At 66.7% G+C, this 15,492-nt stretch carries 14 protein-coding genes; 3 read left to right on the top strand and 11 right to left on the bottom strand.

The genetic code is table 11. The annotated features are described in order from the left end of the window. Nucleotides 1-6: 6 nt before the first annotated feature. Complete coding sequence (locus tag MSM1_RS00750; protein ID WP_213439754.1) at nucleotides 7-858, bottom strand: DoxX family protein; 852 nt, start codon at nucleotides 856-858, stop codon at nucleotides 7-9. 232 nt (nucleotides 859-1,090) lie between these two features. Between MSM1_RS00750 and MSM1_RS00755 the strand changes: the two genes are divergently transcribed. The 3 genes from MSM1_RS00755 (at nucleotide 1,091) to poxB (ending at nucleotide 5,720) form a co-directional block, all read left to right on the top strand. Beyond that, entirely contained in the window at nucleotides 1,091-2,212 is a 1,122-nt protein-coding gene (locus MSM1_RS00755) for a sorbosone dehydrogenase family protein (protein WP_213439755.1), read from the top strand. A 105-nt stretch (nucleotides 2,213-2,317) separates the two neighbouring features. Then, nucleotides 2,318-3,964, top strand: a complete 1,647-nt coding sequence (locus MSM1_RS00760; RefSeq protein ID WP_213439756.1) for an NAD-dependent malic enzyme — start codon at nucleotides 2,318-2,320, stop codon at nucleotides 3,962-3,964. 19 nt (nucleotides 3,965-3,983) lie between these two features. Then, on the top strand, nucleotides 3,984-5,720 hold the full coding sequence (poxB, locus tag MSM1_RS00765) for a ubiquinone-dependent pyruvate dehydrogenase (protein WP_213439757.1): 1,737 nt from the start codon (nucleotides 3,984-3,986) through the stop codon (nucleotides 5,718-5,720). Between the two features lie 5 nt (nucleotides 5,721-5,725). Here poxB and MSM1_RS00770 read toward each other — a convergent pair whose 3' ends face one another. The 10 genes from MSM1_RS00770 to MSM1_RS00815 all read right to left on the bottom strand — a co-directional run bounded on the left by MSM1_RS00770 (nucleotide 5,726) and on the right by MSM1_RS00815 (nucleotide 15,489). Continuing rightward, the gene (locus MSM1_RS00770; RefSeq protein ID WP_307857243.1) at nucleotides 5,726-6,487 is read right to left on the bottom strand and encodes a DUF6390 family protein; all 762 of its coding nucleotides are present in this window, start codon (nucleotides 6,485-6,487) and stop codon (nucleotides 5,726-5,728) included. Continuing rightward, nucleotides 6,484-7,623, bottom strand: a complete 1,140-nt coding sequence (hypD, locus tag MSM1_RS00775) for a hydrogenase formation protein HypD (RefSeq protein ID WP_213439758.1) — start codon at nucleotides 7,621-7,623, stop codon at nucleotides 6,484-6,486. Before hypD ends, MSM1_RS00770 begins: the two co-directional genes overlap by 4 nt. 16 nt (nucleotides 7,624-7,639) lie before the next feature. After that, nucleotides 7,640-7,912 carry a HypC/HybG/HupF family hydrogenase formation chaperone gene (locus MSM1_RS00780; protein ID WP_213441224.1) on the bottom strand — a complete coding sequence of 91 codons (273 nt, stop codon included), beginning with the start codon at nucleotides 7,910-7,912 and terminating at the stop codon, nucleotides 7,640-7,642. 17 nt (nucleotides 7,913-7,929) lie between these two features. Next, the gene (gene hypE, locus MSM1_RS00785; protein ID WP_213439759.1) at nucleotides 7,930-9,042 is read right to left on the bottom strand and encodes a hydrogenase expression/formation protein HypE; all 1,113 of its coding nucleotides are present in this window, start codon (nucleotides 9,040-9,042) and stop codon (nucleotides 7,930-7,932) included. Beyond that, entirely contained in the window at nucleotides 9,042-9,719 is a 678-nt protein-coding gene (locus MSM1_RS00790; protein WP_213439760.1) for an SIS domain-containing protein, read from the bottom strand. The genes hypE and MSM1_RS00790 overlap by 1 nt, the downstream gene beginning before the upstream one ends. 191 nt (nucleotides 9,720-9,910) lie before the next feature. Further along, nucleotides 9,911-10,657: a hydrogenase assembly protein HupF gene (locus tag MSM1_RS00795; RefSeq protein WP_213439761.1), complete on the bottom strand. Its 747-nt coding sequence runs from the start codon at nucleotides 10,655-10,657 to the stop codon at nucleotides 9,911-9,913. 101 nt (nucleotides 10,658-10,758) lie between these two features. Further along, nucleotides 10,759-13,125 carry a carbamoyltransferase HypF gene (gene hypF, locus MSM1_RS00800; RefSeq protein ID WP_213439762.1) on the bottom strand — a complete coding sequence of 789 codons (2,367 nt, stop codon included), beginning with the start codon at nucleotides 13,123-13,125 and terminating at the stop codon, nucleotides 10,759-10,761. Between the two features lie 207 nt (nucleotides 13,126-13,332). After that, entirely contained in the window at nucleotides 13,333-14,001 is a 669-nt protein-coding gene (locus MSM1_RS00805; protein WP_213439763.1) for a hypothetical protein, read from the bottom strand. Between the two features lie 5 nt (nucleotides 14,002-14,006). Then, nucleotides 14,007-15,260 (bottom strand): tRNA uracil 4-sulfurtransferase ThiI, encoded by a 1,254-nt coding sequence (gene thiI / locus MSM1_RS00810; protein ID WP_213441226.1) that lies wholly within the window; start codon nucleotides 15,258-15,260, stop codon nucleotides 14,007-14,009. An 88-nt stretch (nucleotides 15,261-15,348) separates the two neighbouring features. After that, the gene (locus MSM1_RS00815) at nucleotides 15,349-15,489 is read right to left on the bottom strand and encodes a hypothetical protein (RefSeq protein WP_213439764.1); all 141 of its coding nucleotides are present in this window, start codon (nucleotides 15,487-15,489) and stop codon (nucleotides 15,349-15,351) included. Between the last annotated feature and the right edge of the window lie 3 nt (nucleotides 15,490-15,492).

Below are 15,492 nucleotides of genomic sequence, written 5' to 3' on the forward strand. Positions count from 1 at the left end.
GGGCCGTTAGCCCAGCGGGTTCGCGCCGTTCAGCAGCACCCATACCGCGATGCCGGCGCCGATCCCGCCGAGCAATGCCGCCAACGATCCGATGAACGGCCGGCGAGCCCAGCCGCGACCGGCGTCGAAACCATAGCGGCCCGGACCGATCAAGATGACCGCAATGGCGACGACGATAAGGGTGAGCTCGTATTCATGCCCGTGCGGAAGGAAGAACGACAATCGCGAGTGCGGCTGGGTTGACACGCCGGCGAGCAGGTCGTTGATCAGATAGGCCAGCGCTCCCGCGGCGGCCAGCGGGGTGACCAATCCCAGCACCAGCAAGACCCCCGCGACGACCTCCCCGCCGGGACCCACATAGGTGAGGATTTCGGCATGCCGGTAACCCGCCGCAGTCAACGAGTGGGTGAATCCCGTCCGGCCCTGCCCACCCCACCAGCCGAAGAGCGTTTGCAGCCCATGAGCGACCAGTACCGCCCCCAGACCGGCTCGTAATATCAGCAGGCCGAGATCCTGAGTGCCGCGCCGGCCCGCTGCGCGCACCCGCTCATCGTCTTCGCCCACCTCGATATGGTCTGGGGTATGCTCTGGCGGGGTTGCGGAGTGTCGCCCCCCCGCCCGCTGCCGCCCGTAGGACAAGCCGTCATGCTGGCCGATCCAACCGTAACCAGATCCGGCGACAACTGGGCTGCCGGAGCTGTAGTGCGGGATCGCGGTGGTCTCAAAATCGCCTGAATAGTTAGCTGACGGCAAGTCGTCGTCCGGGTCGACCAGGTTTGCCGAAGCCGATCGCAGCTGAGTTTGCGCCCCGGAATCGTCCGGCCGGCGCCAATCTGAGTCATTCGATTGACTGGTCACGCGTGCCAGCGTAAGGGCATTTGCCGGGCAAATTGCGGATTTAAGCGATGCTTTTGCCGAGTTGTCCGGATTTTCCGGCGGTTCCCCACCCCCATTCGGCGTTGAAGAAGTCTCACCTCGGGCCACGACACCGCCCGTTGTGGCCGGGGGCCCATCGGCGAGGGCGAGCCGGCGATCCGTAATAGCGGTGCGGTATAGCGGTGCCGCCCGTCATGTCCGTAACCTGGCAGCTATGCGGATACGGCCATCGGTTCGATGCTGGAGCGCTGTGCTGTGTACCGCGCTGCTCGCGGCGAGCGGCTGCGCACGGTTCAACAACGCCCAGTCACAACCCTTCACCACCGAACCGAAGCTGATGGCACCGCCCACGTCGACGCCTCCGCCCCCGCCGCCGTTGCCCGCCAAGCCGTTCCCGAAGATATGTCCGGCCCCAGGCGTGATGCAGGGTTGCCTGGAGAGCACCAGCGGCCTGATCATGCTGCCCGATAGCAAATCCGCGTTGGTCGCCGAGCGCGTCACCGGTGCGGTCAAGGAAGTCTCCCTTTACGCCGAGCCGAAGGTCAAGACGGTCATCCCGGTCGACCCGGCCGGTGACGGCGGATTGATGGACATCGTGTTGTCACCCACGTATTCGCAAGACCGCCTGATGTACGCCTATATCAGCACGCCCAGCGACAACCGAGTGGTCCGCGTCACCGACGGCGATATCCCGAAGGACATCCTGACCGGCATCCCCAAGGGCGCGACCGGGAACACCGGTGCGCTTCTTTTCACCAGCCGCACCACGCTGGTGGTGCTGACCGGCGATGCGGGCAACCCGGCGATGGCCGCCGATCCAGGATCGTTAGCGGGCAAGGTTATCCGGATCGAACAACCCACCACCATCAACCAGGCGCCACCAACGACGGCGCTCACCGGTATCGGCTCCGGCGGCGGGTTGTGCAAAGACCCGGTCGACGGCTCACTGTATGTGCTCGACCGTGCCCCCAGCGCCGACCGGCTGCAACGCATCACCCGAGAATCGCAGGTGTCCACGGTGTGGACCTGGCCGGACAAGCCCGGCGTGGCCGGCTGCGCGGCCCTGGACGGCACCGTGCTGATCAACCTGATCAACCCCATGCAGACGGTGGCGGTGCACCTCGCCCCGGCATCGGGGGCGGTTACCGGTGAACCCGACGTGGTCCGCCAGAAGACTCACGGCCACGCCTGGGCGTTGCGGATGGCTCCGGACGGAAACGTCTGGGGTGCAACGGTTAACAGAACCGACGGTGACGCCACCAAGTTCGATGACGTGGTGTTTCCGCTGTTCCCACAGGGTGGGGGCTTCCCCCGCAACAATGAGGACAAGACCTGACCGGTGGCGCTGGCGATTCGGTGCTGTTGAGCTCAGCGGTAGGCCGCACGCCGACCTCAATGGTGGCCGGATAGCGGCAAGATGGCAACCGTCGGAAGGAAGACAATGCCAGGGGCAGTCGTGCCACGGATTCCGGTTGCGATGGCAACCCCGAGCCTAAATCGGGGGGTCGGGTTCACCCACGAACAGCGCCGTAAACTGGGGCTGACCGGACGGCTCCCTCCTGCGGTGCTCACCCTGGAGCAGCAAGCGGAACGCGTGTGGCATCAGTTGCAAAGCATGGCAACCGATCTGGGTCGTAATCTTCTTCTGGATCAGCTGCACTACCGCAACCAAGTGCTGTACTTCAAGGTGCTCACAGACCATTTGGCCGAGTTGATGCCGATCGTGTACACGCCCACCGTCGGCGAGGCGATCCAGCGTTTCTCCGATGAGTATCGCGGGCAGCGGGGGTTGTTCTTATCGATCGACCACCCCGACGAAATCGCGGAGTCTTTCGAGACATTCGGACTCGGCCCCGACGATGTCGACCTGATTGTGTGCACCGATGCCGAGGCGATCCTGGGCATCGGTGACTGGGGAGTCGGCGGCATCCAGATCTCCGTCGCCAAGTTGGCGCTGTTCACCGCCGGAGGCGGTATCGATCCGTGCCGCACCATCCCGGTCGTGCTCGACGTCGGCACCGATAACGAGCAACTGCTGCAGGACCCGTTTTACCTGGGCAACCGCCATGCCCGTCATCGCGGCGCCGACTACGAGGAGTTCATCCGCCGCTACATCGAGACGGCTCACCGGCTATTTCCGCGTGCGATGCTGCATTTCGAAGACTTCGCACCCCACAATGCCCGCGCCATCCTGGGCCGCTACTCATCGGATCACTGTGTGTTCAACGACGACGTGCAGGGCACCGGCGCAGTCGTGATGGCGGCGATATACAGCGCAATCCGGGTTACCCGGATCCCATTGCGCGACCAAAAAGTCGTCATCTTTGGTGCCGGCACCGCCGGCATTGGGGTCGCCGATCAGATCCGCGACGCGATGGTGACCGACGGCGCCACCGTGGAACAGGCCAACTCACAAATCTGGCCCGTGGACAAGCAGGGGCTGTTGTTCGACGACATGGACGGCCTGTGTGATTTCCAGCGTCCCTACGCCAAGAGCCGGGCGATGCTGGGGCTTGACGCAGTTGCCGGCGTCGGGCTGCTCGACACCATCAAACTCGCGGCACCGACCATCCTGGTCGGCTGCTCGACGGTGTACAGAGCGTTCACCCGTGAGGTGATCCAGGCGATGGCGGCCTCGACCGAGCGGCCGCTTATCCTCCCGCTGTCGAACCCGACGTCGCACATGGAAGCGATGCCCGCCGATGTGCTGACCTGGTCGGACGGCAAGGCGCTGGTCGCGACCGGCAGCCCGGTTCCGCTCGTGCAATACCGCGGCACGACCTACGTTATCGGGCAGGCCAATAATGCGTTGGTGTTCCCCGGACTGGGGCTGGGTGTCATCGTGGCTGGCGCGCGGCGAGTGACCAAACGCATGCTCGATGCGGCAGCTAAAGCCATTGCCCGGCAATCGAACCCAACGATCAGGGGTGGCGCGCTGCTACCTGACGTGCAGAATCTGCGTGCCGTGTCGGCTATCGTCGCCGAGGCGGTCTACGGTGCCGCCGTCGGTGACGGAGTGGCCACCAAAACCCACGATAACGTTGGGCAAACCATCACCGACGCCATGTGGGTACCCAAATACGACTAGCGACCCCTTGGGAGCGGGTATGGCAACCGTAGCGCAGCACCTCATCGCTGCCTTGAAAGCCAGTGGGGTGCAGCGAGTTTACGGCCTCCCTGGGGACAGCCTGAACGGTTTCACCGACGCCATCCGTCGCGCCGGCGGCATCAGCTGGGAGCACGTGCGTCACGAAGAGGCTGCGGCGTTCGCCGCAGCCGCTGACGCCACGTTGACCGGTCGGCTGGCGGTATGCGTAGGCAGTTGCGGCCCGGGAAATCTGCATCTGATCAACGGCTTGTTCGACGCCCAGCGAACCCGGGTGCCGGTGCTGGCAATCGCGGCACATATACCGCTGGCCGAGGTCGGCTCGGGGTATTTCCAGGAAACGCATCCGCAAGAGCTGTTCCGTGAGTGCAGCGTGTACTGCGAGCTGGTCAGCAATCCCGAGATGGCGCCTCGCATCGTGCAGATCGCGATGCGCACGGCGGTGGCGGAGTGCGGCGTGGCCGTGGTAGTGATCCCCGGTGAGGTCTTCACAAGCCGTCTGCGCGACCCGGACTGGAAGATCAGGCCGGTGTTAGCCACTCGGTCGCTCATGCGTCCCGACGACGAGGCGCTGCATCAGGCCGCCGACATCCTCAACGCGCACACACGTATCACGATCCTCGGTGGCGCCGGGTGCGCGGGCGCCCACGACGAATTGGTCAGCCTGGCCGCGACGTTGCAGGCGCCGATCGTGCATGCGCTGCGCGGCAAGGAGTTCATCGAATACGACAACCCATATGACGTCGGCATGACCGGTCTGCTGGGATTCGCCTCGGGATACAAAGCCATCCGGGAAGCCGAGGTGCTGCTGATGCTCGGCACCGATTTCCCCTATCGGCAGTTCTATCCCGACGATGCCCGCATTATCCAAGTTGACATCCGTGGCAGCCATATCGGCCGGCGCGTCCCGGTTGACCTCGGCCTGGTGGGCACGGTAAAGGACACCATAGTCGGCTTGCGGCCGCTGCTGACACCGAAGAGCACTCGCGACCACTTGGAGCGCGCGCTGCGGCATTACCGCAAGACCCGCAAGTCGCTGGACGACTTGGCGGTCAATGACCGCGACCGCACACCGATCCGACCGGAATACGTTGCCCGGCTTGCGGATCGGTTGGCTGACGATGACGCGGTGTTCACCTACGATGTCGGCACCCCCACCATTTGGGCAGCGCGTTATTTGACCATGAACGGCCGGCGGCGGCTGATCGGATCAGCTACCCACGGCACCATGGCGTGCGCGTTGCCGCACGCGATCGGTGCCCAAACCGTCGATCGCGGCCGCCAGGTGGTGGCGCTGGCCGGTGACGGCGGCCTGACAATGCTGTTCGGCGAATTGGCCACCCTCGTGCAGAACAACCTGCCGGTGAAGGTGATCGTGTTCAACAATTCGTCGCTGAGCTTCGTGGAGCTGGAGATGAAAGCCGCCGGGTTTGTCAACTTCGGCACCGAGCTCAACACCATTGACTTCGCGGCGGTGGCCCACGCGATGGGAATATTTGGCCGGCGCGTCGAAAAACCCGCCGATCTGCCATCCGCATTGAGCGATGCCTTCAGCTACGCGGGACCGGCCGTTGTCGATGTCGTCACCGCACGCCAGGAACTGAGCATCCCACCGGTCATCACCGCCGAGCAGGCAAAAGGGTTCTCGCTGTATGCGATCCGCACCATCCTCGCCGGTCGCGGCGACGAGCTGCTCGATCTGGTCAGCACCAACGTCGCCCGCAGAATCTTGGACTGATGGGTCTATGCCTGTGCCAGGCGCTGGTTGGTTACCCGTAGTTGGCGGGTGGTGCTGTCGGTGAGTGCCTGGATCTGCTGGGGTTGTAGCCGGCCGCAAAGCCGGCCCCAGTGGACGGCTACTTGGTCGCCCACGGCCACGTCGGGCACCGCGCTGTAGCCGTCGGCCCACACCTCCAGCTGGCGGGCCTCAGGTTCGGACAGTCCCAGCCGGTGACCGTCCCAGACCAGTCGCCGGCACGACACCACGACGTCGTCGCTGTCGCGGGAAAGCACTGTGCCCCAGGTGATTCGGCAGTTGTCGAGCACGTTGAGTGGGTGCTCGTCGATGCCGCGGCCCAGCAGCCTGGTCCAGGGATAGACCCCGAAGACGTGAAAGCAGTGGTTGGCGGCCGCCTCGGATGCCAGCTCGGGGGTCAGATGCGCCCAGTAGTGGCCGGCCTGGGGGCCGATGATGGCGAGCAACTCGGCGGTAAACGCGCGCCGGTCGAGGCTCGCCCCGACGCCCCCGCCGAGCCAGTAGGACTCGACGAGCCGGTAGTCCAGCGGGTCGGCGATACCGGTCATGCGGGAAAGCACCTGCAGGTAGGGCCAGGCGCCGGAAAACCTCGCCGCCGCGCTTCGCACGTCTTGGACCGACCCGTCGCGCAACGTCGCCCCCAGCGGCGGGCCGCAATAGCCCAGCGCGTTGGGGGCATAGGCGTAGCGGGCGAACATCTCCGCCCCCCGGCTAGCCCACCGGTCCACGGTCGGCGCCGCCACCGTCACGCCCGCCTTGGTGATCCCACCAGCTTGGCGGCGTCGCGGTGCATCCGGCCGAAGTTGTAGTAGGCCGCGCAAGCGCCCTCCGGTGAGACCATGCACGTGCCGATCGGGGTCTCCGGGGTGCATGCGGTTCCGAAAACCTTGCATTCCCAAGGCTTGAGGACACCCTTGAGCACCTCACCGCACTGGCAGGCCTTCGGGTCGGCGACCCGCACACCGGGCATCTGGTAACGCAGCTCGGCGTCAAAGCCGGCGAAGTCGTCACGCAGGCGCAGCGCGCTTTGCGAAATAAACCCCAATCCCCGCCATTCGAAGTGCGGGCGCAGCGCAAACACCGTGCCCATCAGCGCCAGCGCCGCCGGGTTGCCGTTTTCGGGCACCACCCGCTGGTACTGGTTTTCCACCTGGCAGCGGCCCTCGCGGATCTGGCGCAGCAGCATCGCCACCGACGCCAGGATGTCCAGCGGCTCAAAGCCGGACACCACCAGCGGCTTTCCGTAGACCTCGGGCACGAACCGATACGGTCGCACACCGACCACCGTGGAGACATGCCCGGGCCCGATAAACCCCGACAGCCGCAAATCCGGTGAATCCAGGATGGCCTTGATCGGCGGAATGATCGTGACGTGGTTGCAAAACACGCTGAAATTGGTCACACCCAGCTCACGGGCCCGCACCAGCGTCACCGCGGTCGACGGCGCGGTGGTCTCGAAACCGACCGCGAAAAACACCACCTGCTTGCCCGGGTTATCCACCGCGATCTTCAGCGCGTCCAGCGGCGAGTAGACAAACCGCACATCGGCGCCGCGGGCCTTGGCGTCCAGCAGGTTCCCGGTGGAGCCGGGTACCCGCATCATGTCGCCAAAGCAGGTGAAGACCATGCCGGGCTGCCCGGCCAGCCACATGGCGTCATCGATGCGGCCCATCGGGATCACGCACACCGGGCAACCCGGGCCGTGCACCAGCTCCACGTTCTCGGGCAGCAGATGCTCGATGCCGTGCCGGTAGATGGTGTGGGTGTGCCCGCCGCACACCTCCATGAACTTGAAACGCTCACCCCCATCGCCGGCCAAATGCTCGATGGCCACCAGCAGTTTGCGCGCCGCCGCCGGATCCCGGAACTCGTCAACGAATTTCATATCTGCCCCTTCCCGGCTACACGATCGCCGAGGAGTCAAAGGCCGCCACCTCGGAGCTATAGGCATCCCCGAGCTTTTGGACCGCCGCCAGCGTGAGCAACGCCTCGGTCTCGTCGATCTTGGCCATCGCGAAGCCGACATGCACCAGCACCCAGTCGTCGGGTTGGGGCATGTCGCCTTCTAGCAGCCGCACGCTAATCGTGCGCCGCACACCACTGACATCCACCGTCGCCAAATAGTTTTCCGGATCGCTGATCTGCACGATCCGCCCCGGAATCCCCAAACACATGCGCGTCACGTCCTCTCTTAGCAGATCCGCGGCAGCGGGTCACCAACGAGCATGTCCACGATGCGGGTACCCCCAAACCCGGTGCGCACCACCACGGTGTCCGCGGGCTCTGCGACGATCTCCCCGATCTCGGCCGCATCCGCGCCCAGCGGATGCGAGCGCAACGCCCCCAGCGCGGCTTCGGCCTCCCCCGGCGCCACCACCGCCAGGACCTTGCCCTCGTTGGCGACATACAGCGGGTCGATACCCAGCAGCTCACACGCGCCGGCGACCATCGGGCGCACCGGCAAGCGCTCCTCCTCGAGCACCACCCCCAAGCCGCACGCCCGCGCCAGCTCATTGCACACCGTGCCCACCCCCCCGCGGGTGGGGTCACGCAGCCAGCGCGTCGACGGCGCCGCCGCCAGCAGCAACTCCACCAGCGGGCTCACCGAGGCGGTATCAGAGCGGATATCGGCCTCCAAAGCCAAATCCCCGCGGGCCAGCATCACCGCCATCCCGTGATCACCCATCGACCCGGAGAGCAGCACCTTATCACCCGCGCGCACCGACCCCGCGGACAACCGCCGACCCTCAGGAATAACACCGGCGCCCGTGGTGGTGATAAACACCCCATCGGCCGCGCCCCTAGGCACCACCTTGGTGTCCCCGGTGACGACCTGCACACCGGTTTGCGCGGCCGCCGCCGCCATGTCGGCCACAATGTCTTTCAGCTCCGCGATCGCAAAACCCTCCTCGAGCACAAACGCCGCCGAGATCCACTGCGGCACCGCCCCGGCCACCGCGAGGTCGTTGGCCGTGCCGTGCACGGCCAACTCGCCGATCGAACCGCCCGGAAACCACCTGGGCTGCACCACAAATGAATCAGTGGAGATCGCCACGCGCTCACCACTCGGCAACCCCAGGACCGCGCTATCACCCAGCGACTCCAGCAGCGGATTACGAAACGCCTCCACAAACACCGCATCCACCAAAGCCGCCGAAGCCTTGCCACCAGCACCGTGCGCCAAGGTCACATGCTCATCAAGCAGGCGCGGACGGCGCCGGCGAAACGACTCGATCCGCTCGATCACCTGACTCTCATCGAATCCCGGGCCCGACGAGAGGTATTCGCTTGCTGACTTACCCATCACGCCACCGCCCCCTGCAACTCGGCCTGTTCGTGCACCGCCAGCCACAGCTTATAGCCCAGCAGCGCTTGCGATTCCTGGATCCGGTGCACGCTTTGTGACCGAACGATGAAGCAGGCGTCGACGTCGGGGTTATTGGCGAACGCGCCCCCGTCGTATCCGGCGAAGCCGATGGTGTACATCCCGCGTTGACGGGCCTCGCGCAGCGCGGTGATCAGATTCGGCGAATTGCCGCTGGTGGACATGGCGATCGCAATGTCGCCTGCCTTCGCACGAGCAATCAACTGCCGGGCAAACACCAGCTCGTAGCCCACGTCGTTGCCTAGCGCGGTCAAGATCGCCTGATCGGCCGTCAACGACCAGGCCGGCAGCGGCTTGCCGATCGGGGGCCGGGCGAACAGCTTCGCCAGTGTCGTCGAATCCGTGCAACTGCCGCCGTTACCGAAGGTGAACAGCCGCCCGCCCGCCGCGAAACGACGCGCCATCTCGGCGGCGGCCCGCCCCAACAGTTCGGTGTTGGCCTCCAGCGTGCAGCGGCGCAGCGCCAGGCTTTCGGCCGCCTTTGCCTGCGCGGATGCGGCGAGGTCGGCTAGCAGCGAGTCGACGTCGTCTTCCTGCGCGTCGATGAACGGGTACAAGAAGTTGGTCGGCTCCTGCTCCGATGCCTGCGGGCTCATCGGCTTTCCTCCTCGAGCGCGGTTAGTTGGCGCCGCTCCTCCAGCCCGGCCACGCCGGGCCCATCGTCGCCGACGCGGCTCATTGGCGCCGCTCCTCCAGCCCGGCCACGCCGGGCCCATCGTCGCCGACGCGGTTCATTGGCGCCGCTCCTCCAGCCCGGCCACGCCGGGCCCATCGTCGCCGACGCGGCTCATTGGCGCCGCTCCTCCAGCCCGGCCACGCCGGGCCCATCGTCGCCGACGCGGCAAATCGCGGTCCCGGCGTGCACGAGCACCAGATCGCCGGCGAGCACCGGGTCGATCAGGGTGGTCGCGACGGTCTCGACACCCTGGGCGGTGCGCACCTGGGCCGTGCCGTCGGCCGATGCTGCCAGCACCTCGCCGAGGCGACCTTCGTCGCTGCAGGTGACACACACGGGTGCTGCGGCAGCGGGCTTCACCAGACCGGGATGCTCGAAGCAAACGTGGGTCAGCTCCCACAGCAGGTGATAGAACAGCACGAAACCCCCGGTGGCGGGAACCCTGGGGTCAGGGTCGTCAAGCCATAGCACGTGGTCGGCGCTTCCCGGCCGAGGTCGCTCGCCGCTGCCGATCCAGACGCTGGTGGTCCCCCAGGCCGGGCACCGGCGCATCACCGAACGTAGCTCGACGTTGCCGGCACCGCCGACGCCGATCACGATGTCACCCGCACGCGCTGAAACCCGCACCTGATCCACCAGGTCGGGCCCGGTCAGCGCCACCGCGGGCAACGCCCGCTTGCCCACGATCACCGGATGGATGAATTCCACCGCGATGTGCAGGGCGTGCGGCTCCCAGCCCGGCGCGATGGACCACATGGTGGCGCCCGCCGCGAACCGTTTAGCCAGGGTGAGTGCGGTAGCGGCCAGATCGGCGGCCAGATCGGCACCCAGCTTGCGGTCAATGTCGGTGGCAGTCATCGCGGCACCGCCTTTCCGGGGCCGAACACTTTTCCCGCTTCGGGCCCGCTTCAGGCCCGCTTCAGGCCCTTTACCCACCATGGCACCTTTGGGCCCACAAGTCATCCCCCTTCCAGGTGATCGGGCTGCGAATCCAGCGCGGTCAGCAGGGAGATCGCCGCCTGACCAAGCGCCAGCCCCCCGTCGTTGGGTGGCACGGTGCGATGGATCAGCACCTCAAATCCCGCCCGTTGCAGCCGTTGCCGGCAGGAGCGCAGCAGCAGCACGTTCTGAAACACTCCCCCGGTGAGGCCCACCAGCCGCACGGCGCCGGCCACCCGCTCGACCACGTCCGCTACGGCGGCCGCGACCGCGTGGTGGAATCCGGCCGCCAGCACGGCGGGATCGGTCCCGGCGCGCAGGGCCGATACCATCGCGCGAATCATGCCGCGTGGATCGATCACCCCGTCGTCACGTACCTCCAGGCGCAACTCGGTGGCCGACCCGCCAGCCGACTCGGCCAGCACCTCCAGTTCGATGGCGGCCTGAGCCTCATAGTCAATGCGGTGCCGCACGCCCAGCAGCGATGCGACGGCGTCGAACAGCCGGCCCATGCTTGAGCACGGCACACAGCCCACCCCGCCGGCCAACTGCCAACGAGTCACCCGCAGCTCGACGGGGGTGGCCGCGCGGACGGGAGGCAAATCCGGACTCCAGTCGACGCCGGCGACCCACAACTGCGACAGCGCCATCCGCCACGGGTTGCGCACCGCGGCGTCCCCGCCCGGCAGCGGCACTGCCAACAGATGGCCGACGCGGGCAAAGCGCTGGCTGTCGCGCCCGAGGGCGAGGATTTCCCCACCCCAGATCGACCCGTCGCAGCCGTAGCCGGTGCCGTCGAAGGAGACCCCGATGATGGGTTCACCGAGGCGGCCCCGGTCGGCCAGCAGCGACACCACGTGCGCGTGGTGGTGCTGCACCAGATCCAATGGGCGTTCGCCGGCGTGACGTTCGGCCCAGCTACGCGTCTGATAGCCGGGGTGCAGATCGGCGGCCAACCGTGTCGGCTGGTGCCGGATTCCGCTGAGCTGACCGACGGCGCGCTCGAATGCCCGCAGCGTATCCAGGGTGGCCATGTCGCCGATGTGCCCGGACATGAACGCCCGCGGCCCGTCGGTGAGGCAGAAGGTGTTTTTCAGTTCGCCCCCCACGGCCAGCACGGCCGGCCCGTCGCGTCCGAGGTCGACCGGCAGCGGCGCGTATCCGCGGGATCGGCGGATCGGCAGTTCCCGGCCGTCGATGACACGCACCACCGAGTCGTCGCACGGCACGTGAATCGGCCGGTCGTGGTCGAGCACCGCATCGCACAAGGGAGCGGGAGTTCCCCAAAGTCTGTGTGCCACATCATCTTCGGTGAAGCAGATCGGCTCATCGGAACGGTTGGCGCTGGTGAGCACCAGAGTGTCGGGCACCGGAGTGTCAGCATTCGGGATCGGCGCCAGCAGCAAGTGATGGATAGGTGAGTACGGCAGCATCAGCCCCAGCAGCGGATTGCCGGGCGCGACGGCCTCGGCGACCGGTGCGTCGGGGCGCCGGCGCAGCAGCACGATGGGCCGCGCCGGGCCGGACAAAATCGCGGCCTCGGTGTCATCGAGGTACGCATAGCGGCGAGCGACATCGAGGTCGCGCACCAGCATGGCGAAAGGCTTGGCGCCCCGTGCCTTGCGGGCGCGCAGCGTGCCGACCGCCTTTTCGTCGTCGACCACGCAGGCCAGGTGGTAGCCGCCAATGCCTTTGATCGCGACCACGGCGCCGGCGGCCAGCGCCCGCTGGGCGGCGGCCAGCGCGGCGTCCGATCCGGCTATTCTCTCGGCCCCCTCGGCTTTCGAATAAAACCACAGCGACGGACCGCAGTCCGGGCAGGCGATCGGCTGCGCATGAAACCTACGGTCTGACGGGTCGTGGTATTCGGCGGCGCAGCGCTCGCACATGTCGAACGCTGACATTGTGGTGGCTGGGCGGTCATACGGCAACGCGCGGATGATGGTGAACCGCGGGCCGCAGTTGGTGCACGTCACGAACGGATGCCGGTAACGGCGGTCACGCGGGTCGAACAGCTCGGCAACGCAGTCGTCGCACACCGCAATATCGGGCGGAATCGGTGTGGTGGCCCCGGGCACCGTCTGGCTTTCCACGATGCGAAAGTCCGTCCCGCACGCGGTGTCGACATCGATCTCGACTGCCGTAACGCTGGCGATCTGTGCCAGCGGTGGCGCTTCGGCCCGCAACCGGCGCCCGAATTCGTCCACGCGGGTGCCCGGTCCTTGCACCTCGAGGAAGACCGCGCCCGAATCGTTGCCGACAAACCCCGCCAGCCCGAGCTCGGTGGCGAGTCGGTGCACGAACGGACGAAAGCCAACACCCTGGACGACGCCGGTCACGGTGAACCGCTGACGAATGACGCCGGACCGCAGCACCATCTCGGTCATGGCGGCCCACTAACCGGCCGTAGCCGCTGGGCAACCGGGCGGCTCAAAGTCCTCGCCGCTCGAGTCGGGACATCCTCACCACACCGGATCACACCGTTTCCCGCTCGCCGACCGCAACCGCTAACCCCGCCCATCCTAGCTACCCGCAGCATGGTCGACGGCGTTTCCTGGGGCAGCTCGGGCGGCGTCGTCTTCGGCGGAGCGCCGTCACAGCGCCTCAGAGCGGTAGCACTCGACGAAATCGCCGTACCCGCAGGACTCGGCCAGGGCCAACTCGTCCTCGCGGTCGGGCTCTTCCAGCTCGCCCATCCATTGCCGCACCAGGGCGGCACCCTGGCGGCGCACCGCGCCGCCTGAATCGGCACGCAGCTGCTCAAAGGAGCGGATATACCACTCGGCCAATGTCAGCCGATGGGCAGCGGTGACCACGTCGACGGCCTCACCCGCCCATAGGCGGACCATCCGCCGGTACGCCGTCAGCTCTTCGACTGGTAGCCCAGCGGCGCGCAAGAACTGTCGGGCGTTAGCGAATTCCGCGAGGATAGCGGTGCGCCGCGCTTTCAAGGTGTCGCGCGCGCGGCGCAAGTCGATGCCGAATTGCTCCGCGGCCAATGGTATCGACGGCCGGTCCACCGCGGACTCATAGAGCGCGTGAGCCACGTCAACGCGCGCCCATTGCCCGAAACTTTCTGCCCACAACGCTAGTTCGCCAATCGCGACGTTCAATTCGCCGCGATGACGATCAAGATGGCGCGCGAACTCAACGCACCCCTCGGCTGCCATCAGCTGCGATGCCCGCACCACCGATGCGGTCAGGGCGCCATGAGCGGCGACCATGGCGATGATCCGGTCACGGGCCCGCCGCTTGCTATCCATCACGGTCACCCCACGACATCACTGCCCGCTTTCGTCGGGTTCGCCGGTGAGCACCGGGCCGCCGGGTGCAGGTAGGTATCCAGATCGAATTGTTGTAGGCGGTCCAGGGCCTCGTCGACCAGGGTGTCGAGCCCGCCGCGAGCCTCGATGCGAGCAAGCCGCTTGGCGCAGGTACGGGTGGCTACCCGTGGCGGTAAGAACAATTGGCAGCAGTCCTGATCCGGTAGGGCAGCGATCTCGGCGATGCCGAGCCGTCGGGCTTCATCCATTATCTCCAGTTTGTCGAAGCCCAGCAGCGGCCGCAGCACCGGCAGGCTGGTGGCCTGGTCCGTGGCGATCATGTTGGACAGGGTTTGGCTTGCGACCTGCCCTAAGCTGTCGCCGGTGACCAATGCCTGGGCGCCGATCCGGCGTGCGAGTCTATCCGCCAGGCGCAAATAAATTCGGCGCTGCGCGACGATCTGCGCCTCGCCGGCACCGCTGGCGGCCATCGTGCGCGAGGCGCGCCCGACGGCAGCTACGAACAGGCGCGAGCCCGGCTGGAAGCGGGCAAGGTGGCGGGCCAGCGCATACGCCTTATACACCGATGACGGCTTCGTGTACGGGGCGCCATGACAGTGCAGGAAATCGCATTGCAGGCCGCGGCGCAGCGCACGGTAGGCGGCAACCGGCGAGTCGAATCCACCGGACAGCAGCACCAGGGCGCGGCCACTCGACCCCACCGGCAAGCCGCCGCGGCCGGGGTGTCGGGCGACTCCGAGAAAAATCTCGCTCCGGTCGACCTCAAGGGTCAGTTCCACGTCCGGCCGCTTCAGGTCCACCCGCCACCCCAAATCGGCGCACACTCGCGCCCCGACCCGTGCCGCCAATTGCTCGGAGGTCAGTTCGAATTGCTTGTCACGGCGGCGGCATCGAACCGCAAAGGTGGGTCGTGTCGGCCCGGGTTGTCGCTCCCGGAGTAACCGCACCGCCGCGCACTCGGCCGCGGTCACCGATTTGGTGACTCGCCAGACTGGTTGCACGACACTGACGCCGATCACGTCGCCGGCCCGCGTGACGAGGTCATCCCGCGGTAACGCTGGCGCAGACACCACTAACACGCCGGCGCGCCGGCGCAACCGCGCCCGCGGAGGTTGCTCCAGCCCGTAAGCCAGCGCGTGCTCGAGATTGCGGAGCAGGTGTCGCTCGAATCGACCCCGATTACGGCCCTTGAGCGCCATCTCGCCATATTTGAGCAAAACACATGGCTCGATTCGCATCCCGGCCACCTCCGCAGCCGGTACCCGCACGCCCGGATCGGAAAAGGCCGCCTGCGTCATCCCCTTGCACCTTACTGAGGTGTGCTACTCAGGTTAGCTTGTCGGCCACGTCGGGTCGGGTCGTCACGGGGTACTGCTGCGACACGATCACCGCCCCAGCCTCGCGCAGCAGATCGGTGCTAGTGACGGTGAGGCCGTCCGCCCGGTTGATCGCGCGGACGGCCTCCACCTC

Source organism: Mycobacterium sp. SM1, from assembly GCF_018361265.1.
Classification (GTDB): Bacteria; Actinomycetota; Actinomycetes; order Mycobacteriales; family Mycobacteriaceae; genus Mycobacterium.